The sequence below is a fragment of the Nocardia sp. NPDC004582 genome (genome assembly GCF_053602115.1).
The window spans coordinates 1-22,138 of sequence record NZ_JBSGCY010000112.1; the positions used below are offsets into that span (position 1 = coordinate 1).

23 protein-coding genes are annotated in these 22,138 nt (G+C 68.9%); 13 read left to right on the forward strand and 10 right to left on the reverse strand.

The window, feature by feature from the left end; all coding sequences use genetic code 11:
* Window positions 1-26: 26 nt before the first annotated feature.
* The 3 genes from ACWELJ_RS25440 to ACWELJ_RS25450 are packed head-to-tail and all read right to left on the reverse strand — an operon-like array spanning window position 27 to window position 3,281.
* A complete protein-coding gene (locus ACWELJ_RS25440; RefSeq protein WP_452368645.1) occupies window positions 27-734 on the reverse strand; it encodes an ABC transporter permease subunit in 708 nt (235 codons plus the stop codon).
* Window positions 731-2,293, reverse strand: a complete 1,563-nt coding sequence (locus tag ACWELJ_RS25445; protein WP_452368646.1) for an ABC transporter ATP-binding protein — start codon at window positions 2,291-2,293, stop codon at window positions 731-733. The genes ACWELJ_RS25440 and ACWELJ_RS25445 overlap by 4 nt, the downstream gene beginning before the upstream one ends.
* A 1-nt stretch (window position 2,294) precedes the next feature.
* Window positions 2,295-3,281: a BMP family protein gene (locus ACWELJ_RS25450; protein WP_452368647.1), complete on the reverse strand. Its 987-nt coding sequence runs from the start codon at window positions 3,279-3,281 to the stop codon at window positions 2,295-2,297.
* Window positions 3,282-3,417: 136 nt separating this feature from the next.
* Here ACWELJ_RS25450 and ACWELJ_RS25455 point away from each other — a divergent pair, with 136 nt between their 5' ends.
* On the forward strand, window positions 3,418-4,152 hold the full coding sequence (locus ACWELJ_RS25455; protein ID WP_452368648.1) for a GntR family transcriptional regulator: 735 nt from the start codon (window positions 3,418-3,420) through the stop codon (window positions 4,150-4,152).
* An 18-nt stretch (window positions 4,153-4,170) separates the two neighbouring features.
* Here the strand turns inward: ACWELJ_RS25455 and ACWELJ_RS25460 are convergent, their stop codons facing one another.
* The 6 genes from ACWELJ_RS25460 to ACWELJ_RS25485 form a co-directional block, all read right to left on the reverse strand.
* Complete coding sequence (locus ACWELJ_RS25460) at window positions 4,171-6,462, reverse strand: FdhF/YdeP family oxidoreductase (protein WP_452368649.1); 2,292 nt, start codon at window positions 6,460-6,462, stop codon at window positions 4,171-4,173.
* Window positions 6,462-7,526, reverse strand: a complete 1,065-nt coding sequence (locus tag ACWELJ_RS25465; protein WP_452368650.1) for an FUSC family protein — start codon at window positions 7,524-7,526, stop codon at window positions 6,462-6,464. The genes ACWELJ_RS25460 and ACWELJ_RS25465 overlap by 1 nt, the downstream gene beginning before the upstream one ends.
* Window positions 7,527-7,769: 243 nt before the next feature.
* The gene (locus tag ACWELJ_RS25470; RefSeq protein ID WP_452368651.1) at window positions 7,770-8,681 is read right to left on the reverse strand and encodes a LysR family transcriptional regulator; all 912 of its coding nucleotides are present in this window, start codon (window positions 8,679-8,681) and stop codon (window positions 7,770-7,772) included.
* Between the two features lie 32 nt (window positions 8,682-8,713).
* Complete coding sequence (locus ACWELJ_RS25475) at window positions 8,714-9,403, reverse strand: DUF899 domain-containing protein (RefSeq protein WP_452368652.1); 690 nt, start codon at window positions 9,401-9,403, stop codon at window positions 8,714-8,716.
* 84 nt (window positions 9,404-9,487) lie between these two features.
* Entirely contained in the window at window positions 9,488-10,015 is a 528-nt protein-coding gene (locus ACWELJ_RS25480) for a phenolic acid decarboxylase (RefSeq protein ID WP_452368653.1), read from the reverse strand.
* Between the two features lie 122 nt (window positions 10,016-10,137).
* A complete protein-coding gene (locus ACWELJ_RS25485; protein ID WP_452368654.1) occupies window positions 10,138-10,641 on the reverse strand; it encodes a hypothetical protein in 504 nt (167 codons plus the stop codon).
* Window positions 10,642-10,939: 298 nt separating this feature from the next.
* Here ACWELJ_RS25485 and ACWELJ_RS25490 point away from each other — a divergent pair, with 298 nt between their 5' ends.
* A complete protein-coding gene (locus ACWELJ_RS25490) occupies window positions 10,940-11,359 on the forward strand; it encodes a hypothetical protein (protein WP_452368655.1) in 420 nt (139 codons plus the stop codon).
* Between the two features lie 91 nt (window positions 11,360-11,450).
* On the opposite strand, the gene ACWELJ_RS25495 is transcribed toward ACWELJ_RS25490, so the two are convergent.
* Window positions 11,451-12,215 carry an IclR family transcriptional regulator gene (locus tag ACWELJ_RS25495; protein ID WP_452368656.1) on the reverse strand — a complete coding sequence of 255 codons (765 nt, stop codon included), beginning with the start codon at window positions 12,213-12,215 and terminating at the stop codon, window positions 11,451-11,453.
* A gap of 49 nt (window positions 12,216-12,264) precedes the next feature.
* On the opposite strand from ACWELJ_RS25495, the gene ACWELJ_RS25500 reads away from it, so the two are divergent.
* The 11 genes from ACWELJ_RS25500 to ACWELJ_RS25550 all read left to right on the forward strand — a co-directional run.
* On the forward strand, window positions 12,265-12,504 hold the full coding sequence (locus ACWELJ_RS25500) for a thiamine-binding protein (RefSeq protein ID WP_452368657.1): 240 nt from the start codon (window positions 12,265-12,267) through the stop codon (window positions 12,502-12,504).
* Entirely contained in the window at window positions 12,497-12,886 is a 390-nt protein-coding gene (locus ACWELJ_RS25505; protein ID WP_452368658.1) for a helix-turn-helix domain-containing protein, read from the forward strand. Before ACWELJ_RS25500 ends, ACWELJ_RS25505 begins: the two co-directional genes overlap by 8 nt.
* A 142-nt stretch (window positions 12,887-13,028) precedes the next feature.
* Window positions 13,029-14,372, forward strand: a complete 1,344-nt coding sequence (locus ACWELJ_RS25510; RefSeq protein WP_452368659.1) for a nucleobase:cation symporter-2 family protein — start codon at window positions 13,029-13,031, stop codon at window positions 14,370-14,372.
* 127 nt (window positions 14,373-14,499) lie between these two features.
* Window positions 14,500-14,997, forward strand: coding sequence for a 2-oxo-4-hydroxy-4-carboxy-5-ureidoimidazoline decarboxylase (gene uraD, locus ACWELJ_RS25515; protein WP_452368660.1), 498 nt, complete (start codon window positions 14,500-14,502; stop codon window positions 14,995-14,997).
* Window positions 14,994-15,329 carry a hydroxyisourate hydrolase gene (uraH, locus tag ACWELJ_RS25520; RefSeq protein WP_452368661.1) on the forward strand — a complete coding sequence of 112 codons (336 nt, stop codon included), beginning with the start codon at window positions 14,994-14,996 and terminating at the stop codon, window positions 15,327-15,329. Before uraD ends, uraH begins: the two co-directional genes overlap by 4 nt.
* Before the next feature lie 6 nt (window positions 15,330-15,335).
* Window positions 15,336-16,241 carry a factor-independent urate hydroxylase gene (gene pucL, locus ACWELJ_RS25525; protein ID WP_452368662.1) on the forward strand — a complete coding sequence of 302 codons (906 nt, stop codon included), beginning with the start codon at window positions 15,336-15,338 and terminating at the stop codon, window positions 16,239-16,241.
* A gap of 46 nt (window positions 16,242-16,287) precedes the next feature.
* Window positions 16,288-17,694, forward strand: a complete 1,407-nt coding sequence (locus tag ACWELJ_RS25530; RefSeq protein WP_452368663.1) for a nucleobase:cation symporter-2 family protein — start codon at window positions 16,288-16,290, stop codon at window positions 17,692-17,694.
* Between the two features lie 183 nt (window positions 17,695-17,877).
* The gene (locus tag ACWELJ_RS25535) at window positions 17,878-18,699 is read left to right on the forward strand and encodes a hydroxypyruvate isomerase family protein (protein ID WP_452368664.1); all 822 of its coding nucleotides are present in this window, start codon (window positions 17,878-17,880) and stop codon (window positions 18,697-18,699) included.
* Window positions 18,700-18,738: 39 nt separating this feature from the next.
* Window positions 18,739-19,629, forward strand: coding sequence for a 2-hydroxy-3-oxopropionate reductase (locus ACWELJ_RS25540; RefSeq protein ID WP_452368665.1), 891 nt, complete (start codon window positions 18,739-18,741; stop codon window positions 19,627-19,629).
* 2 nt (window positions 19,630-19,631) lie between these two features.
* The gene (gene gcl / locus ACWELJ_RS25545) at window positions 19,632-21,410 is read left to right on the forward strand and encodes a glyoxylate carboligase (RefSeq protein WP_452368666.1); all 1,779 of its coding nucleotides are present in this window, start codon (window positions 19,632-19,634) and stop codon (window positions 21,408-21,410) included.
* A 9-nt stretch (window positions 21,411-21,419) separates the two neighbouring features.
* Window positions 21,420-22,138: glycerate kinase (locus ACWELJ_RS25550; RefSeq protein WP_452368667.1), on the forward strand; the 719-nt coding region annotated here is incomplete at its 3' end.

Here is a 22,138-nt window from a genome sequence, read left to right on the forward strand (position 1 = left end):
ACCACTGGGACGCCGTCGCGGCCCCCCTACGCAACGGACTTCCGCCGGTAGCCATCCGCCGCCAGCGCGATCCACAGCGCGATGGTCGCGGGGGAGCGCGGGATGCCGAGCAGCGGCAGACGCGCTGCGGCGGTGAGCGGTTCGGACTGCGGCAGCGTCTCCGAGGACGTCACCGGCTGACGCAGCAGGGCGGGCTCGTGGACGACGAGCAACACCAGCGCCAGGCCGACGAAGTTCAACAGCAGGGTGGTGATGATCTCGCTGGTCCCGCGCCGCACCCGCAGATACGCCGCGATCGCCGCCCACGCCCACCCGGCGGCCGCCGCGCCCCCGAGGACCGCGGGCAGCGTCACCGCGGCGGGCGCACCGGTGAGGGTGGTGCCGATCGCGGTGGCGGCGATACCGCCCGCGCAGATCTGGCCCTCCCCACCGACATTCACCAGGCCCGCCCGGTGCGCGATGGTGAAACCGACCGCGACCAGCATCAAGGTGGCCGCGACATTGAGCGAGGCGCCGATCGCGTAGTTGCTGCCGAACATGCCCTCCCCCAACGCCCGTACCGCGGTGCCGGGCGCCGCGCCCGCCCCGGCCGCCAGTGCCAGGCCGATCAGCCCGGCGGCGACGGTGGCCGCGGCGGCGGCCACGATCGGCCGGGACGCCGCGGCATTCGGCCGGATAGCGGAGACATACGGCCGGACTGCCGCGACATACGGCCGGATCGCCGGGACGCTCATCGCGCTACTCCCATCATCAATTCGCTGATCTGTTGTGCCGCAGCGGGATCGGCGGTCGACACCGGCCCGGTGAGCGCTCCGCGATAGGCGACGAAGACCCGGTCGCACAGCGCCAGCAGTTCCGGCACCTCGCTGGACACCACCAGCACGCCGCAGCCCTCGGCCGCCGCGCGCCGCAGCCGGGTCAGCACGAAGTCGACCGCGCCGATGTCGAGCCCGCGCGTCGGCTGGGCGGCGACCAGGCAGCGCAGGTTCTCCGTCGACAGCTCCCGCGCCAGCACGACCTTCTGCTGATTGCCGCCGGACAGCGATCCCATCCGCGCCCACGGCCCGGATGCCCGCACATCGAAGCGTTCGAGTTCGGTCTGCGCGGCCCGGCCCATCGCCCGCTTGTCCAGCAGGCCGAAGCGGCGGAAACGGTCCAGCCTGCCCAGGTACAGGTTCTCGGCGATGGACATGTCGGCGATCATGGCGTCGCGGTGCCGGTCCTCGGGGACGACACCGAGTCCGAGACCGGTCCGCAGCGCGGGTGTGGCGGCGGTGATGTCCTTGCCGTCCAGCGTGATTCGGCCGCTGTGCGCCCGCATCGCGCCGGACAGCACGCTCACCAGTTCGCTCTGGCCATTGCCCTCGACCCCGGCGATGCCGACGATCTCGCCGGGGCGCACCGCCAGCGCGACCTCGTCGAGCGCGGTACGGCCGTCGGGGCGCGTGACGGTGAGCGCCGCCACCTCGAGCACCGCGGGAAGCGACGCCAGGCCCGCCGAATGATCCTGCCGGGCAACCGGAGTCGCAGTGGTGTCGATTCCGAGCGTGGCCGCGACGGTCGGGTCGAGATCGGCGGGGCTGCGGCCGACCATCGCGGTCAACAGCTCGGGAACCGACGTCGCCGACAGTCGCCCGCCGCCCGCCACGGTGCCGCGGCGCAGGACCGTCGCGGCATCGGCGACCCGGGCGACCTCGCCCAGCTTGTGCGTCACCAGGACCACCGCCTTGCCGTCGGCGGCGATCGCGCGGCAGGTGTCGATCAAGGCGTCGATCTCGGCGGGATCGAGGACCCCGGTCGGCTCGTCGAGCAGGATGAGCGACGGATCGCGCAGCAGCGCCTTGACGATCTCCACCTTCTGCCGCGCACCCACCGGCATGGCGGCGACCCGCTGATCGGGATCGACGCGCAGGCGATAGCGCGCGGCGATGTCGTCGAGCCGGGCCGCGAGATCACCGCGCCGCATCCGCCACCCGGTCTGGGTGAGGGCGAGATTCTCCCCGACGGTCATGGTGGTCACCAGGCTGAAGTGCTGGTGCACCATCGCCACCCCAGCGGCCATCGCGGCGGCCGGCGAATCGGGCCGGAAAGGCGTGCCGCCGAGCGACATTCGACCGGCGTCCGGGCGATAGCCGCCGAACACCAGATTGCACAGGGTCGACTTGCCCGCGCCGTTCTCCCCGAGCACGCAGTGCACGGTGCCCGCTTCGACCGTGACATCGACCCCGTGCAACGCCCGGACCGCGCCGAAACTCTTCCCGAGGCCCTGCAGGGCCAATGCCGGAGCGCTCATCTCAGTACGGCTTCACCGCGCCGGTGGACAGGGCCGTCTTCGCCTTGGCCAGTGCGTCGGCGGCGCTCTGATCGCAGAGCTTGAAATCGGTGCCGTGGTTGGGGGAGGTGAGGCCGAACTGCACGTTCTCGGCCTTCCAGGTTCCGCCGACGGCGGCGTTGACCGCGTATTCGACCTCGGCGCCGATATCGGTGTGCACGTAGCCGAGGTAGGCGGGGTTGGTGCAGTCACCGGGGATCGGTCCGCCGATCATCGCCGTATTCGACTGCGCGGCGGCCTGTTCCATACCCGCCTTGCCCAGATTGACGATCTGCCCGAGCGCGCCCGCGCCGGCGCCGTAATCGGCCAGCGCGGCCTGCTTCGCCTTGGCCGGATCATTGAAATCGCCGACGTACTGCGGGGTGAGCACCCTGATATCGGGCTTGGTGAAGCGCGCGCCGTTGCCGTACGCGGTCGCCGCATTGACGATCGCGGGCAGTTCGACGCCGCCGACGAAGGCGACCGCGCCGGTCTTCGAACCCGCGGCCGACACCGCGCCGCTGAGGAATTCGGCCTCGGCCTGCTGGGGGTCGTAGTAGGCGAGATTGGACAGCGGCTTGGCGTCGGCGGGGCCGCCGATCTCGACGAACTTCACGTTCGGGAACTGCGGGGCCACCTTGCGCACATCGGCGTCGGTCTGCCCGCCGAGCGAGATCACCAGATCGTTCGAGGAGGCGAAGCGCACCAGCGCCTGCTGGTAGTCCGCGGCCGCGACCTGTTCGACCTTGCTGAGTTCGACCTTGTCTCCCAACGCGCCGGCGATCCGCTGATAGCCGAGATAACCGGACTGCATGAAGCCGGTGTCCGACAGCGACCCCGGGAAGAACACCCCGACTTTCAGCTTCCCGCCGGAGGAGGCGGTGTCGGCGGAGCCGCAGGCGGACAGGACTGCGGCGGCGGCGAGCGCGGCCGATCCGAACGCGATCGCGCGTCGAGTGGACTTGTGCACGGGGAACTCCTTGCTCGAACGATCCGCCGACTTAGCGGTATACCATTAGATGATGAGGGTGCTTTCCCCATGTGACGTGCGGATTACCGAAACGTAAGGAATCGTGACCCGCCCCCCGGCCGGTTACCGTGGAGGCGTGCGGGAGCGGAAGGACGGTGTCGCGGCGGTGGAACCGGCGAAGAAGTCGTTACGGGATCGGGCCTATGAGGAACTGCGGGACCGGATCATCGATCTGCGGATGAGCCCCGGCCAGCGACTCGTCGAACGCGACCTGGCCGCGGAACTCGAGCTCTCGCGCATCCCGCTGCGCGAGGCGTTGCAGATGCTGGAACGCGAAGGGCTGGTGGTGATCGTGCCGCGCCAGGGCGCGATTGTCGCCCCGTTCACCGTCGCCGACGTCCGCGACCTGTTCGACGTCCGCGAGAGCCTCGAGGTCCTGGCGGCCCGGCTCGCCGCCGAACGCGCCACCCCCGCCGACCTGGCCGCGCTGCACGGCCAACTCACCGCTGCCCGTGAGGCGACCGCCCGCGGCGAGCAGCCCGCGATCGCCGCCGCCAACGCCGGCTTCCACGCCATGATCGTCGAGATCTCCGGCAACCCGCTCCTGCAATCCCTGTTGCGCCCCTTGGAATCTCGCGTCCGCTGGCTCTTCCACCTGACCAAGGAACGCGATCCGGGCGCCCAGTGCGAGGAACACGAACTCCTCTATCACGCCATCGCCGACCACGATCCGGCCGCCGCCGCCGAAATCGCCTACCGCCACGTCGCTTCCGGCCGCGAACCCAGCATCGCCCTCTCCCAGCAATGGTCCATGCCCGCCATCGATCCGATCACCGCCACCCGCACCCGCCAGCGAGTCACCGTGCGCTGACGCGACAGTGGAGCGCTGTTATGCGGAACGCTCGATGGTGACCTGCACGTTCTTCATGATCGGCTGGTCGCTCTGGGTGCTGTAGTCGCCGATGGCGCACAGGACGTTGAGTTCGGGCATGTAGCCGGCGGCGCAGCCCCGGGGGATGTCGTAGGGGATTGCCTGGTAGCGGTGGACTGTTCGGGTGGTGTTGTCGCGGGCGGTGCTGGTGATGTCCACCTCGTCGAAGAGTTGGAGGCCGCGGTCGCGCATGTCCTCGGGGTTCATGAAGACCAGGGTGCGGAGGTTCTTGATGCCCCGGTAGCGGTCGTCGTGGGAGTAGATGGTGGTGTTCCACTGGTCGTGGGAGCGCATGGTGGCCAGGGTGAGCGTGCCGGGGGCGGCGGTGCGGGTGGGGAGGTCGGCGGTGGAGAACTCGGCGCGGCCGGAGGGGGTGAGGAAGACCAGTTCGCGGGCGGGTTGCTTGATGCGGAAACCCAGGGGGAGGCGGACCCGGCGGTTGAAGTCCTCGAAGCCGTCGATGACCTCGGCCATGGTGTCACGGATGCGGTCGTAGTCGTCGATGTAGGAATCCCACGGGGTTTCGGATTGGGGGAGCGCGGCTTTCGCTATCCCGGCGATGATGGCGGGCTCGGAGCGCAGGTGGGGGGAGGCCGGTTTCTTCATGCCCTTGGACAGGTGCACCATGGCCATCGCGTCCTCGACCGAGGTCTGCTGCAGGCCGCCGCGCTGCTCGTCGCGTTCGGTGCGGCCCAGGCAGGGGAGGATGACCGCGCGGGCGCCGTGCACCAGGTGGCTGCGGTTGAGCTTGGTACTGACCTGCACGGTCAGGCTGCAGTTGCGCAGCGCCTCGAAGGTGTAGGCGGTGTCGGGGGCGGCGAGGGCGAAATTGCCGCCCATGCCGACGAATACGGTCACCGTGCCGGCGTGCATGGCCTCGATGGTGGCGACCGTGTCCAGGCCGTGCGCGCGCGGCGGATCGATGCCGCACACCTCCGCCAGACGGTCCAGGAACTGCGGCTGCGGGCGGTGGTCGATGCCGCAGGTGCGGTTGCCCTGGACATTGCTGTGCCCGCGCACCGGTGAGGGGCCCGCACCCTCGCGGCCCAGATTGCCGCGCAGCAGCAGCAGATTCACGATCTCGCGGATGGTGTCGACGCCGTGCTCGTGCTGGGTCACGCCCAGACACCAGCTGATGATCGAACGGTCGGCCTCGCGGTAAATCTGTGCGGCGCGGCGCAATTCGGCCTCGGTGAGCGAGCACTGCTCCTCGATCTCGGCCCAGGAGGTGGCCTCCACCTTGGCGCGGTAGGCCTCGAAACCGGTGGTGTGGAGCTCGATGAACCGGTGGTCGATGGCCTTCGGATCGGTATTCGCCTGCTCCAGAACGGCTTTGGCGATGCCGCGGATCACCGCGAAGTCGCCGCCGATGCGGGTCTGCAGGTTCAAGGTGCCGGTGGGGGTGGCGTGGAAGGTCGCCATCCGCAGGAACTCGTGCGGGATGATGGTGCGCCGCGAACCGGCCTCGATCAACGGGTTGATGTGCACGATCTGCGCGCCGCGGCGATCGGCCTCGGCCAGCGCGGTGAGCATGCGCGGCGCGTTCGAGGCCGCGTTGACGCCCATGATGAACAGCGCGTCGGTGGTCTCCCAATCCGCGAGATCGCAGGTGCCCTTGCCGGTGCCCAGCGATGCCTGCAGGGCGCGACCGCTCGCCTCGTGGCACATGTTCGAGCAGTCGGGCAGATTGTTGGTGCCCAGTTCGCGGGCCATCAGCTGATACAGGAAGGTGGCTTCGTTGCCGAGGCGGCCGGAGGTGTAGAACGCGGCCCGGTTGGGGTCGTCGAGCTCCCGCAGGGTGCGGCCGACCAGCTCGAACGCCGCGTCCCACGAGATCGGGACATAGCGGTCGGTTTCCGGGTCGTAGCTCATCGGCTCGGTGAGCCGGCCCTGGTTCTCCAGCTCGTGGTCACTCCAGCCGGACAGCTCGGTCACCGTATGGGCGGCGAAGAACTCCCGGCCCACCCGCTTGTGGGTCATCTCCCAGGTGACGTGCTTGATCCCGTTCTCACAGATGTCGAGATGGATGCCCTTGAGCGAATCGGGCCAGGCACAACCGGGACAGTCGAACCCGCCGTTCTCGTGATTCATCTTCAGGATCGCGCGCGTGCCCAGGATCGGCTCGCGTTCCTGGGCGATCATGAACTCGGAGACGGACTTCGCCGCACCCCACCCGGCAGCGGGATGGTCGTACGGGTGGAAACTCGGCCCGCCGTCGGACTCGGCCTGCTTGGTGAAATCGATGGCCATCACGGATCCCTTCGACAACGTGTCTGCGGTCGGTGTGGAGCGATGCCCGGTGTTTGCCAGCGTAGATGCCGATGGGCTATCGCCACCAGCACGCCGACGGTCACGCCCAGCACCGTGTCGATACCGCGGTCCATCAGCAGCCGCTCAGGACTGGTCGGGACCGACAGCGTGGTCATCAGCATGATCAACGGCGTGAAGAATCCGAGCGCCAGCGCGTAGTTGCGGGCCATGTACAGCTCGGTGGGGAACAGCAAGGCCAGCACCAGCGCGCCGGTCAGGACCGGGCGCGGTCCGGGGATCAGCAGGATCGCGGTCATACCCAGCCCCAGGAAGGTCCCCGCCACCCGGTGCAATCCGCGCGAGAAGTGCGCGCCGGCGTCGAGCGCCGCCAACGGGACCGCGGCGGAGACCATGGCCCAATTGGCGTGGCCCACACCCAATCCGAGACCCGAGAGACCCGCGCCGGACACCGCGACGGCGTAGCGCGTCGCATGCCGGGCGCCGACGTGCACGCCGGGTGCCGCGGGTGCGGCTGCCGCGACGGCGCCTTCGATGTCGAGGGCCGCCAACACCATGCACAGCGCGGCGGTCACGGCGAACACCGCCAGCGCCGGAAGCGGTTTCGCCGCACCGGCCGGTGTCAACGCGATCGCTCCGAGCGCGAAGATCGCGTAGAACGGGCCCGCCGGCCGGATGCCACGATGGTCGGCCAGCAGCGAGGCCGCCGCCGCGAATCCGGCCTCGACCACGATCAGCACGAGCGGGTCGGCCCCGGTCGCCGCCAGCAACACGCCCACGCCGACACCGCCGCCGATGAGCACGGCCGCCGACCGCTGATGCCGCCCCCGCGCGCGGCGCGAACCGTCGCGCCCGTACATGCCGACGAAGGAGCCGAACATGGCGAAGATCAGCAGCTCGGTGCGGCCCAGCGCCAGCAGGAAAGACCCGGGGATCGCCAGGCCGGTCGCCACGCGCAGCGCGTGCCGGGTGTGACCGGCGGCGGGACCGACGGTGAACAGCCCGGTGGCCGCCTCGCGAACCGTCTGCACCGTACGCACGTTCACACCCGCCTCTCCGTCGCTACCCGCGGCAGTCGAGTCCGGCGGATGGATAGATCAAGTGTTCGGGGTCGCGGCTTCCGCGTCCAAGACGTGGCACCTACAACCCGATAGGCGCCGCCGATCAACGCAGGTCCGCGGCCTGTGCGCGAGACGGGTCCACGTCTGAGCTCAACTCCAGACGACGGCCGTGCTCAACGCGGGTCGGCGGCTGTGCTCAACTCAGGTCCACTGCGTGCTCGACCGGGGTTACCCCTCAGCGCCAGGTGACTCGCCGTCGATGCGAGCCGCCTGCGCGGTTTCGGTGAAGGCCCGGACGAGCAACGGCATCGGCTCGGTGGTCAAGGTGACCAGTGCGATCGTCGCGGTCACCGGATCATGGGGGCGCAGCACCCGGGCACCGGCGGGCGGTCGCGTGGTGCGCAGCCAGGACGCGGGCACGATCGTGGCCCAACGGCCGGTGGCCACCTGGCCGAACAGGGTCGCCACCGAGTCGGTCTCCAGCTGCGGCGCGGCCGTCAGGCCGTGGCCGGCGAGTGCTTCGTCGATCAGCTTGCGGCCGCGCATCCCCGGACGCAGCAGGCACAGCGGCAGTTCCACCACCTCGGCCCAGTCGACCGATCCGGCCGCACCGGTCAGCAATCCCTCCGCGGCCAGCACGACATGTTCCTCGGAGTACAGCGGCGTCACGGTCACATCCGGGGCGTCCTGCTCGTCCGGATACACCAGTCCCGCATCGAGTTCGAACCGGCGCAACCGGTCGATGATGCCCGTCGACTCCAGACCGGTGTCGACGCGCACCCGCACCAGCGGGTTCTCCGCGCAGAACGGATCGGTGAGCAACGCGACCGTGGCCGCGGCGGCCGGAATCACCCCGAGCCGCAGCTCACCCGTCAGACCGGTCCGCAGCGCCACGACCTCCTGCTGGAGCGCGTCGCGATCGGCCAGGATCCGGCGCGCCCACAGCACCAGCCGTTCCCCTTCGGGAGTCAGGCCCTCGAAGGTGCGGCCCCGTTCGACCAGCGGCACCTTCAGTTCGTGTTCCAGTTTGCGGATCGCCTCCGACAACGCCGGCTGCGAGACGTAGCAGGCGGCGGCGGCTCGCGCGAAATGCCGCTCCCGGGCGAGGGCGACGAAGTACTCGAGCTGCCGGAACAACATGGCCATCATTCGATCACGGCCGCGGCGGAGTCCTAGGGATTCGGGTCGCCGTAGGCGGCGGCGATGTCCTCGGAGGAGGCCCAGCGGGAGTAGGCCGGCGACTGCGGCCAGCCGGCCGGGGAGTCCTGCCACTCCTCCTGGCGGCCGTAGGGGAGCAGGTCGATGAGCGGGAAGGTGTGGGCGATCTGTTCCACGCCGCGCCCGTCGGTGTGCCAGGTGCGGTAGACGGTATCGCCGTCGCGCAGAAAGACATTCACGCCGAAGCCGCCGGCGGGCGGGGCGTCGACGTCGGCGCCGAAGGTGCTGTTCGCGGTGGAGTACCAAGGCATTCGGTTGCCGACGCGGCGCTTGTAGGCGAGTGCCTCGTCGATCGGGCCCTGGGTGATGATGACGAAGCGGGCGTCGTAGTTGTCGAGGAAATTGAAACGGGTGAATTGGGCGGTGAATCCGGTGCAGCCGGAGCACTGCCATTCCTTGCCCTCGAACCACATGTGGTTGTAGACGATCAGCTGCGACTTGCCGTCGAAGATCTCGGCGAGGGTGATGGGCCCGTCCTCGCCTTCGAGTGTGTAGGTGGGGAGTTCGACCATGGGGAGGCGGCGGCGCTGGGCGGCGATGGCGTCCAATTCGCGGGTCGCGGCCTTCTCGCGGATGCGCAGGGCTTCGAGTTCTTTGCGCCAGGTGGCGGCGTCGACGATCGGTGGCAAGGGCTGGGTGCTCACGGAGGTCCTCCTGACCGGCTCACAGAGTGCGTGCTGTCAATGAGGACGGCGTCGGCGCGCGGAATTCATCGGTGCCGACCGGGTTCAGTTGGCGCGATCGGCGTAGTCGCGGGGGAGTTTGCCCGGGGGACGGTCGATGACGGCGTCGTCGTCGGGGGTGCGGGCTTCCAGGAAGGTGATGTGGCCGGTGGAGGCGACCAGGGTCTGCGGGTAGGCGGGACCGCGGTTGCGGGCGGCGGTGATCTCGGGGATGTAGTCCTCGTAGCGGCCCAGCGTGAATTCGGGGTAGTCGAGCATCCACTGCGGGTAACAGATGGTGGTGTGGACGCGGCGTTCGGTGAGCCAGGCGATGACCACGGTGACCGTTCCGGTCGGTTCGACCCAGGCGAGCTTGAACAGGCCGTCGCCGAGCTGGACGATCTTCGCCGGTTGCTCGGTGGACCAGCGACCGAACATGGGACCCATCAGGCAGCGGAAGGCGACGGTGTGCGAATTGCGCACGTAGAGCTCGTACTTCCAGCCGTTCTCGTAGGTGTAGATCAGGTGCTGCCCGACGATGCCCGTCAGGTCGCCGGCCCAGGCCGGTACGGTGGCGGCTTCTTCGGCGCTCATCGTGAACTCCTCTCGGCCGACCTGCGTCGAGCCCCGGGTGATCCCCGCCAGCCTATCCGCTGATCACACCGATCCGAGGAAACCGGGCGGTGCCGCCGGATTCGACGGCACCGCGACCGCATTCAGTTCGCCGGTGCCGCCGGCGGTGTGGTGAGCAGGCCGTCCGCCGCCCCGACCGCGGCGCCGACCCCCGCACCCAGTGCCGCGAAAGGTGCGGCGACCATGGCGTAGCCGACCGCCGCGCCGAACACCGGAACGATCACCAGACCGATCGGTGCGAGCGGCAGACCGGCGACCAGACCCGCGACCACCCCGATGACCGCGCCGGTGACGGCGATCGGGCTCGCGACGGTGGAGCCGACGGCCGCGCCGATGGCGGCGTCGGAGAGGACCGTCTTCGCGGTGCGCGTGGCCCGGGCATGGTCGACCCCGGCCGCCTCGAGGGCTTGCGCGATCACCGATTCCGCGCTCGCCGAGGTGTCGTTGATCTGCTGGGTCTGCTCAGCCGTGAGGAAGAAGGGCTGGTCGAGCCGGAGGGTGCCGATCCGGATCGACGAATCCGGGATATCGGCGGCGGGTTGGACGGCCGGGGCCGGCTCTTCGGCGAGAGCGGGCGCGGCACTCATCAGGGACAGGGACAGGGGAAGTGCTCCGGCGACGGCGTAAGCCGCCGCGCGCCGAAGTGCCGGACGAACCGGACTTTTGGCCTGATCAAGGCCCATAGGATTCCTCATTCCGATGCATCGATGACTTTCCGCTCAAGATTCGAAGCCGGGGCGGGTTCGGATATGTCCGGACTTCAAATTGCTGGAAAATTGCCATCGGGGTCCGGGGTGGACCGGGCAACCCGGGAATGGGCATGCCAGAATCGATTTCGAATTGCCTGGTCAGAACGTCATCGATTACTGAGTGGGAGATCCGGATATGAAATTCGCTCGTCGGTTGGCCAGTGCCGGAACGGCACTCGCCGCCTGTGGATTGGCGGCCACCGGGACGGCCGCGGCCGACACCGTCACCATTCCCTTCCAGATCGACGCCGCGCCTTACGGAAACCCGAACGGCAGCTTCGACTCCTTCCCCGCCCGCTGCGCGGCGGTGCTCGGCGGACAGCCCGGGTCCGTGGTGATCACCGGCGCCAAGCCCGGCGGCTGGGGCTGCTTCCTCTCCATGCCGGTCAACTGGATCAACTTGTCGACCGGGGCGACCGGGGTGGCGGTGCTGTCCGACGGCCTGAACGGAATCCCTTCGGCCGCAACGATCAACACCGGCCCCGGCCGGGTGGCGGTGATGCTCGCGCCCGGCGGCACCTACACCCCCGGTTTCGCGACCTTCGTCGTGCAGTAGCGCGACCGCCGACTCGCGATAACGCGACCGCGGACTCGCGGGAGATGTCCACCCCGAAGGGCGGCCGCCGGCGGGCGCTGAATCGCGGCGCCTACTGGAGGTCGCCCGACAGGGCGGCGGCGACCTCGGTCAACAGCGGGGCGGCGCGCTCGACGAGCTCCTCGGTCATGCGGCCGACCGGGCCCGACACCGAAATGGCGAGCCGGGCCGGGGCTTTCGGGACGGCGACCGCGACGCACCGCACGCCCAGTTCCTGCTCGCCTTCGTCCATGGCGTAGCCGGTCCGCGCCGCCTGGTCGAGCTGGCGGGCGAACTCCTCCGGATCGGTGATGGTGGTGTCGGTGTAACGGGGCATTCCGGTGCGCCGCAACAACTCCCGGGTCAGGTCCGGCGGTGATCCGGCCAGGATCGCCTTGCCGACCGCGGTGCAATGCGGGAGGACGCGGCGGCCCACCTCGGTGAACATGCGCATGGAGTGGCGCGACTGTACCTGCGCCACATAGACGATCTGGTCGCCGTCGAGCATGGCCATGTTCGCGGATTCGCCGAGCTCGTCGACCAGTCGCGCCAGATGCGGGCGGGCCAGGACCGACAGCATCTGGGAGGAGCTCTCCCCGAGTTTGATCAGCTTGGGGCCGAGTACGTACTTGCGGGACGGCTCCTGGTGCAGGTAGCCGAGGTCGACCAGGGTGCGGACCAGGCGGTGGATGGTGGGCAGCGGCAGCCCGGACTCGGTGGCCAGCTGGGACAGGCCCATCATGCCGCCCTCGTCGGCCATGAGTTCCAGCAGACCGAACGCGCGCTCGATGGATTGCACACCCCCGGAACTGCCCTTCGGCTCCTTCGCTGCGGGCACCCCGGTCCTCCTTAGTTTTTCCGAATGCCGGAATAGTAGCCTGGGGCGCATGCGGCTACGCGCTGAGTTCACGACCGAACCGTTCCTTGGCGAAGGGGAAGCCCCTCCGCATGCCCTGGCGGCGCTCGAGCTCGCCGAATCGGCCGGGCTGGAATGCGATTTCGGTCCGCTCGGCACCTCGGTGGCCGGGTCGGACGAGCGGCTGCTGCCGGTGCTGGGCGAGATCATGGTGACCGCCTTCGCGCACGGCGCCACCCGGGTGACCATGCAGGTCGAGCAGGATGACTGAATATTCGCCCGTGGACGCGTCGCACCCGGTCCTGGTGACCCTCGCACCCCTGCTGGAGAAGACCGGCGGCCGCCTGGTGCCCGCCGGCGAGGCCGTCGCCGAGGACGTCCCGCTGGTCTGGGAGGGCGAGACGCTGGCCTGCGTTCGCTTCGGTCAGCCGGAGGCCGACACCCTGGGCGGCCTGGAACGGCTGCTCGACGAGGTGGCCGTCGAATTGGGCGGTCCGCTCGCCGAGCTGCCGCGCGCCGAGAAGCAGCGTGCCGTGCGATTGCTGGAGGAGCGCGGCGCGTTCACCTTCCGCAAGTCCGCGGAGACCGTGGCGGCGGCGCTGGGCGTCACCCGCTTCACCGTCTACAACTACCTCAACCGCGAGCGCGCCTGATCGGTCCCGCGGTCGGCGACCATCGCGGTGACCGGGGGGAGTCTGTATATCTTCAACGAACTGTTGACGCCCAGTGTGGCGCATGCCACTCTTCTCGGCTAGCGGAATGACCCTTCCGCGATCCGAGAGAGGCTGCGTTCCCATGGAAACAGAAGCGCCAGAACGACATCCGGTCGACGTCATCCCACCGCCCTGGCAGCTGGTCGCCGGCGGCCTGCAGCACATCGCCGCCATGGTCGCCGGAGTCGTGGCGCCCCCGCTGATCGTCGGTGCGGCCGTCGGGCTGGGGACGAGCGACACGGTTCTGCTGATCACCGCGAGCCTGTTCACCGCGGGCCTGGCCACGCTGCTGCAGTCGCTGGGCTGGTGGAAGTTCGGCGCGCGGCTGCCGCTGATCAACGGCGGCTCCTTCGCCGCGGTCGGCCCGATCCTCGCCATCGCCAAGGACGCCGCACCGGGGGAGGCGCTGCCGGTGATCTTCGGCGCGACCCTGGTGGCGGGCATGCTGGCGGTGTTCGCCGCGCCGTATTTCTCACGACTGCACCGGTTCTTCCCGCCCATCGTGGGCGGGACCGTCATCTCCCTCATCGGCCTGTCGCTGCTGCCGGTCGCGCTCGGCTGGATCAGCGGTGCGGGGGAGGGTGCGATGGGGGAGGCACACGTGCCGTTGAAGAACCTCCTCGATGCCGCGATCGCCCTGGTCGTCGTGCTGTTGTGTCATCGCTTCCTGACGGGATTCGGACGGCAGCTGGCCCTGCTGATCGGACTGGTCGCCGGGTCCCTGGCGGGATGGCCGCTGGGACTGCTGGATACCGGCCCGGTGCGCACCAGCGCGCTGGTCGGCTTCATTCCGCCGCTGCACTTCGGCGTTCCCCAGTTCCAGATCGGCGCGATCGTCTCGCTGTGCATCGTCATGCTCGTGGTGATGACCGAGTCGACCGCGACCATGATGGCGCTCGGCGAGATCGTGGATCGACCGGCGGAGGAGCATCACATCGCGGGTGGGCTGCGGGCCGCGGGTCTGGGCACCATGCTGGCCTCGGTGATGGGCGGATTCGCCTGCGGCGCTTTCGCGCAGAACGTCGGCCTGGTCGCGCTGACCAGGATGTACAGCCGGTTCGTGGTGGCCGCCAGTGGCGCGCTGCTGGTGCTGCTCGGGCTGTTCCCGGTGGCGAGCGCGGTGGTCGAGCTGGTGCCCAAACCGGCCCTGGGCGGAACGGGTCTGGTGTTGTTCGGGACCGTGGCCGCCAGCGGCATCCGCACCCTCGCCAAGGCTGATCTGGGTGATCCGATCAACTCGCTGATCGTGGGCGTCTCGTTGTTCGTCGGCATGACCCCGACGGTGGCCCCCTCGTTCTATGCCGGTCTGCCGGGCCCGGTGTCGATCATCATGGCGTCCGGCATCAGCGCGGGCTGCCTGACGGCCCTGGTGCTGCATCAGCTGTTCCGTTCGCGTGCGACCCCCGCCCTGGCCCCCTCGGCGTGAGTCGGACCATCGCTCTGACCTGCGGTCCGTGTATATTTTCAACAAACTGTTGACGAGTTGTTGTGGCCCGTGACACTCTTCTCGAGTGGCGGAATCACCCTTCCGTCATCCGAGAGAGGTAGCGCCGATGGTGACGTTGAGCGAATTCAATTCGACAGCCGGTGATCAACTCCGGCCGGACTTGCTGACCTGCTGCGACGTGCCCGCCTGGGCCGACGCGGTGCTGGCGGACCGGCCCTACGCCGATATCGACGGCGTGCTCGCCCGAGCCGATGAACTGGCCGCCGGACTGACCGGAGCCGACGTGGACCGCGCCCTGGCCGCGCACCCCCGCATCGGCGAACGGGTCACCGGCACCGGCACCGGATCGGCGTGGTCGCGCCAGGAACAGGCCGGGGTCGGCCAGGACGTGGCCATCGCCGCCCAGCTGCTGGACGGAAACCGCGCCTACGAGAAGCGATTCGGCCGGGTCTTCCTGATCTGCGCCACCGGCCTGTCGGCCGAGCAGATCCTCGCGAATCTGCACGAGCGCCTCGCCAATGACGATGCCGCCGAGGCGGCCGTGGTGGCCGGAGAATTGCGCAAGATCGCCGTCCTGCGCCTGCGAAAGGTCTTCGAACAATGAGCACCATTACGACGCACATCCTGGATTCCGCGCTCGGTAAGCCCGCCGCGGGCGTCCCGGTCCGGCTCGAACACCTCGGCCCCGAGACCCGGGTGCTGGCCGAGGGCAAGACCGATGACGACGGCCGCATCCGCGACCTCGGCCCCGAGGGGCTGGAGGCGGGGAACTACCGGCTCACCTTCGACATCGAATCCTATTCCGCGGCAACGCGACAGAAATACTTCTATCCCACGGTGTCGATCACGTTCACCGTGGCGGGCGAGCCGGGCGAGCACTACCACGTGCCCCTGCTGATGAGCCCCTTCGCCTATTCCACCTACCGAGGAAGCTGAACTCACATGGCAATCAAGCTGGGACAGAACCAGTACGGCAAGGCCGAGAACCGGGTGGTGCGCGTCTACCGCGACACACCGCGCCACCAGATCCGCGACCTGAACGTCTCCTCGGCCCTGCGCGGCGACTTCGCCGACGCCCACATCACCGGCGACCAGGGCGACGTGCTGCCCACCGACACCCAGAAGAACACCGCCTTCTCCTTCGCCAAGGAGAAGGGCGTGCACTCCATCGAGGAGTTCGGCCTCACCCTCGCCGATCACTTCATCTCCCGGGCCCCCACCGCCACCGGCGCGCGCGTCGAGATCGAGGAGTACGCCTGGGACCGCATCGAGGTCGACGGCTCCGGCCATGATCACTCGTTCGTGAAGTCCGGTCAGGGCATCCGCACCACCGTGGTCAATGTCGACGGCGTCGGCCCGGATCGGGTGGCGCACGTGGTATCCGGCGTCCGCGACCTCACCCTGCTCAAGACCACGGGCTCGGAGTTCCACGGCTTCTTCAAGGACAAGTACACCACCCTGCAGCCGACCAACGACCGCATCATGGCGACCTCGCTGGTGGCCAAGTGGCGCTACAACCACACCGATGTCGACTGGGACAAGACCTACGACTCGATCCTCAAGACCATCCTGCGGCAGTTCGCCGTGGTGCACTCCCTCGCGCTGCAGCAGACCCTGTACTCCATGGGCCGCGCGGTGCTCGAGCAGTTCACCGAGGTCGCCGAGATCCGTTTCTCCGCACCGAACAAGCACCACTTCCTGGTGGACCTGAGCCCGTTCAACGTGGAGAACCCGGGCGAGGTCTTCATCGCCGCGGATCGCCCCTACGGCCTCATCGAGGCCACCGTCGAGCGCGACGACGCTCGTGAGTCGGGCAACGCCTGGCTCGCCACCCCCGGCTTTTGCTGAACGGGCAGAGCCTGATCCCCCTCTTCCTGACCTAGGAGGTGCGGCGATGGGTGATGACCAGAGCCGCGTGTCAGTGACCGTCACCCGACCCGAGGATGCGCGACATCCGGTGGGGCAGTTGGCGATCTACGGAACTCAGCACATTCTGACGATGTACGGCGGGGTGATCGCGCCGCCGCTGATCGTCGGCGGTGCGGCCGGGCTCTCGGTGTCGGACATGGCGCTGCTGGTGACAGCGGGCCTGTTCGTCTCCGGCCTGGCGACCCTGCTCCAAACCCTGGGCATCGGGCCGATCGGCTCCAGATTGCCCATCGTGCAGGGTATTTCGTTCGCGAGCGTCTCGACGATGGTGACCATCGCCAGTGACGGCGGACTCCGGCCGGTGTTCGGGGCGATCATCGTCGCCGGATTGATCGGCCTGGTGTTGTCCAGCTTCTTCGCCAAGCTGGTGCGCCTGTTCCCGGCCGTGGTGACCGGGACGATCATCACGGTGATCGGACTCTCGTTGCTGCCCACCGCGTTCCGGTGGGCGATGGGCAACAATCCGAAAGCCTCCGACTACGGATCCGTGGGCAATATCGCCTTCGCCGGGCTCACCCTGCTCATCATCCTGGTGATCAGCCGGGTGTTCCAGGGCGCGATCTCACGATTGTCGATCCTGCTGGGTCTGGCCGTCGGCACGGTCATCGCCCTGCTCACCCACCACGCCGACTTCGGCGCGGTGAGCAAGGCGAAAATCGTCGCGCTGCCGCCGATCCTGCACTTCGGCGGGCCGACCTTCGAGGTCGGGGCGATCGTGTCCATGACCATCGTGATCCTGGTGATCATGACCGAGACCACCGCCGACATCCTCGCCATCGGCGAGATCGTCGGCACCGAGGTGGATTCGGCGCGGGTGGCGGCGGGCCTGCGGGCCGACATGCTGTCCACCACGGTCGCGCCGGTGTTCGGCAGCTTCCCGTGCAGCGCCTTCGCGCAGAACGTGGGGCTGGTGGCGCTGACCGGCATCAAGAGCCGATTCGTGGTCGCCGCGGGCGGTTTGGTGCTGGTGCTGCTGGGTCTGTTCCCGGTAGTGGGCGCGGTGGTGGCCGGGATTCCGTATCCGGTGCTGGGCGGCGCGGGGATCGTGCTGTTCGGATCGGTGGCGGCGAGCGGTATCCGCACCCTGGCGCGGGTGGACTTCACCGACAACCTGAACATGGTCATCGTCGCGGTGGCGCTCGGGGTGGGCCTGATTCCCATTGCGGCGCCGACGTTCTGGGACAAGTTCCCGACCTGGCTCGGGGTGATCATGCACTCCGGGATCAGTGCCACCGCCGTGGTGGCGATCGTGTTGAACCTGGTGTTCAACGAGTTCACCCGTGGAAACAAGGCGGGCGCTTCGGTATTCGCCGCGGTCGAGGATCGCAAGGACGATCTGGGCGAACGCCTGGACGATGACATCCGCGACTGAATCGCACGACATCCGCGGCTGAGTTCGCAACTTCGTATATTTCCCGCTCTACCGGCCAGTAGCTCCCGAAACTCTCTTGACGGGGTTGTTTCGGGAGCTCTAGCATTTTCATATCCCGAAAAAACATTTCCGCATTATGGAAAACAGCGGAGAACCTGCGGGAACGAACTGGAGGGATTCCTGATGACCCACACGCTGAACTACGCCGTGAACTGCTCGCTGCTGTTCACCGAACTGCCCATCCTGGAACGCCCGGAAGCCGTGCGGCAGGCCGGATTCGACGCCATCGAGTTCTGGTGGCCGTTCGCCGAAGCGGTCCCGTCCGACCAGGACGTCGACGCCTTCGTCGCCGCCGTGCAGAACGCCGGCGTGCGGCTGATCGGCCTGAACTTCTTCGCCGGTGACATGCCCGGCGGCGACCGCGGCCTGGTCTCCTGGCCGGCCCGCGCCGCGGAGTTCAAGGACAATATCGACGTCACCGTGGGCATCGGAGAGCGCCTGGGCACCAAGGCTTTCAACGCCCTCTACGGCAACCGGGTCGACGACGCCACCCCGGAGCAGCAGGACGAGCTGGCCGTGCAGAACCTCTCCGCCGCGGCCCTGGCCGCCGCTCGCATCGGCGCCACCGTGCTGGTCGAACCCGCCTCCGGCGCACCGCGTTACCCGCTGCTGACGGCCGCCGACGGCCTCGCCGTCATCGACAAGGTGCAGGCGCACTCCGGGGTGTCCAATATCGGACTGCTCGCCGACCTCTACCACCTCGCCGTGAACGGCGACGACGTGGACAAGGTGATCACCGAGCACACCGCGCGCATCGCCCACGTGCAGATCGCCGACAACCCCGGCCGCAACGAGCCGGGCACCGGCGAACTCCAGCTCGAGCTCCAGCTCACCGACCTCGCGTCGCGTGGCTACCAGGGCTGGGTGGGCCTCGAGTACAAGCCCTCCGGCCGTTCCGAGGATGCCTTCGAGTGGCTGCCGCGTGAGCGCCGCGCCGCCAAGTGACCGAAACCCATTGACAGACAACGACTTAGGAATCAGATCATGACCAACATCGCTTTCATCGGCCTCGGCATCATGGGCAGCCCGATGGCCGTCCACCTGCAGAACGCGGGCCATTCGGTCAAGGGCTTCGACCGCAACCCGGCCCAGGCGCAGCCGCTGGTCGACGCGGGCGGCCGCGCCGTCACCTCCGTCGCCGACGCCGTGCGCGGCGCGGACGTCATCGCCGTGATGGTGCCCGACTCCCCGCACGTGCAGGAGGTCCTGGCCGGGGAGAAGGGCGTTTTCGAGACCGCCGAACCCGGCGCCCTGATCATCGACTTCTCGTCCATCCGCCCCGACGTCACCCAGGAGCTGGCCAAGCAGGCCGCCGAGCGTGGCTTCCGGCTGCTCGACGCCCCCGTCTCCGGTGGCCAGCCGGGCGCGGTCAACGCCACCCTGTCCATCATGGTCGGCGGTTCGGCAGAGGACTTCGCCACCGCCAAGCCGCTGTTCGACACCGTCGGCAAGACCATCGTGCACGTCGGCACCAATGGCGCCGGCCAGACCGTGAAGGCCGCCAACCAGCTCATCGTGGCCACCAACATCCAGGCCGTGGCCGAGGCCGTGGTCTTCCTCGAGGCCTACGGCGTCGAGCTGGGCCCGGCCCTGGACGTGCTCGGCGGCGGCCTGGCCGGTTCGGCCGTGCTGAACCAGAAGCGCGACAAGATGATCAACCGCGAGTTCGCGCCCGGCTTCCGCATCGACCTGCACCACAAGGACATGGGCATCTTCACCACCGCCGCCCGTGAGGCCGGTCTGGTGACCCCGGCCGGCTCGCTGATCGCGCAGCTGGTCGCCTCGGCCCGCGCCAACGGCGACGGCCACCTGGACCACTCGGCCCTGCTGCGCGGCGTCGAGCGCCTGAGCGGCTCGCTGGACAAGGAGAACTGAGCATGGCGCGCATGCGCACCGTCGACGCGGCGGTCCTGATCCTGGAGAAGGAAGGGGCCACACAGGCTTTCGGCCTGCCCGGCGCCGCGATCAACCCCTTCTACAGCGCCATGAAGGCGCACGGCGGTATCAAGCACGTGCTGGCCCGCCACGTCGAGGCCGCCTCGCACATGGCCGAGGGCTACACCCGGGCCCAGCCCGGCAATATCGGCGTCTGCATCGGCACCTCGGGTCCCGCGGGCACCGACATGGTGACCGGCCTGTACGCAGCCAGCGCGGATTCCATTCCGATCCTGTGCATCACGGGCCAGGCGCCCGTGGCCAAGCTGCACAAGGAGGACTTCCAGGCCGTCGACATCGCGTCCATCGCGAAGCCCCTGGCCAAGTGGGCCACCACGGTGCTGGAGCCCGCGCAGGTGCCGGGTGCGTTCCAGAAGGCGTTCTGGCTCATGCGCGAAGGCCGTCCGGGCCCGGTGCTGATCGATCTGCCGATCGACGTGCAGCTGGCAGAGATCGAATTCGACATCGAGACCTACGAGCCGCTGCCCGTGGTGCGCCCCGCCGCCACCCCGGCGCAGGCCGCCAAGGTGCTGCAGATGCTGAACGCCGCCAAGCGCCCGCTGATCATCGCGGGCGGCGGCATCATCAACGCCGACGCCTCCGAGCTGCTGGTGAAGTTCGCCGAGCTGACCGGTGTCCCGGTGGTCCCGACCCTGATGGGCTGGGGCACCATCGCCGACGACCACGAGCTGAACGCGGGCATGGTGGGTCTGCAGACCTCCCACATCTACGGCAACGAGTCGCTGCTGGCCGCCGACTTCGTGCTGGGCATCGGCAACCGGTGGGCCAACCGCCACACCGGCGCGCTCGACGTCTACACCAAGGACCGCACCTTCGTGCACGTCGACATCGAGCCGACCCAGATCGGCCGGGTCTTCGCGCCCGACTACGGTGTCGTCTCCGATGCCGGCGCGGCGCTGGAGCAGTTCATCGCGGTCGCCGAATCTCTCGACAAGGTGGGCGGTCTGACCGACCACAGCGGATGGGTGAAGCAGGTGCGCGCCAAGCGCGCCACCGGTCAGCGCAAGACGCACTTCGAGAACGTGCCGCTGAAGCCGGCGCGCGTGTACGAGGAGATGAACAAGGCGTTCGGCCCGGAGACCCGCTACGTGACCACCATCGGTCTGTCGCAGATCCAGGCCTCGCAGATGCTGCACGTGTACAAGCCGCGGCACTGGATCAACGCCGGTCAGGCCGGGCCGCTGGGCTGGACCCTGCCCGCCGCGCTGGGTGTGGCGACCGCGGTGCGGGACGAGCCGGTGGTGGCGCTGTCGGGTGACTACGACTTCCAGTTCCTGATCGAGGAATTGGCCGTCGGCGCGCAGTTCAACATCCCGTACATCCATGTGCTGGTGAACAACTCGTACCTGGGCCTGATCCGGCAGGCGCAGCGGGCGTTCGACATGGACTACTACGTGCAGCTGGACTTCGAGAACATCAACTCGCCCGAGGTCAACGGCTACGGCGTGGACCACGTCAAGGTCGCGGAAGGACTGGGCTGCAAGGCGATTCGGGTCTTCGAGCCGCAGGACATCGGTCCCGCGTTCGAGAAGGCCAAGTCGCTGATGGCCGAGTTCAAGGTGCCCGTCGTGGTCGAGTGCATTCTCGAGCGCGTCACCAACGTGTCCATGGGCGCGGCCGGAATCGACGCCATCACGGAGTTCGAGGAACTGGCCTCGGCCTTCGCCGACGCCCCGACCGCCACCGTTCCGCTGGACTAGAGGATTCCCATGGCTCGTGTGCTGATCGCCTCCGACAAATTCAAGGGCTCGCTGACCGCGGCGCAGGTCGGGGCCGCCGTGCGAGCCGGAATCCGGCGCGGGCGACCCGACGCCTCGGTGTCGGTGGTGCCCGTCGCCGACGGCGGTGACGGCACCGTCGCCGCCGCCCTCGCCGCCGGATTCGACGCGGTCCCGCTGACCGCGTCGGGTCCGACCGGGGAACCGGTGCTGACGGCCTACGCCCGCCGCGACGATCTCGCCGTGGTGGAGATGGCCGACGTCTCGGGTCTGGTGCGGCTGCCCGAAGGCCGCCCGCACCCGATGACCGCCACCAGCCGGGGCACCGGCGAGGTGATGGCGGCGGCGGTGGCGGCCGGCTGCCGCCGCATCGTGCTCGGGATCGGCGGCAGCGCCGGAACCGATGGCGGCGCAGGACTGCTGGAGGCGCTCGGCGCCCTGCTGCTGGACGACGAGGGGCGACCCATCGGCGACGGCGGGGCGGCGCTCACCCGGGTGGCCTCCATCGACCTGACCGCCCTGCGCGAGCGGATGGACGGCGTCGAGGTCGTCGTGGCCTGCGACGTCGACAATCCGCTCACCGGGCCCTCCGGGGCCGCCGCGGTCTACGGACCGCAGAAGGGCGCCGATCCGGCCCAGGTCGCCGAGTTGGCCAGTACCAGGCCTTGTTCATCGCGAACATCTCGTTCGTGCTGCCCATGTCCGTCTAC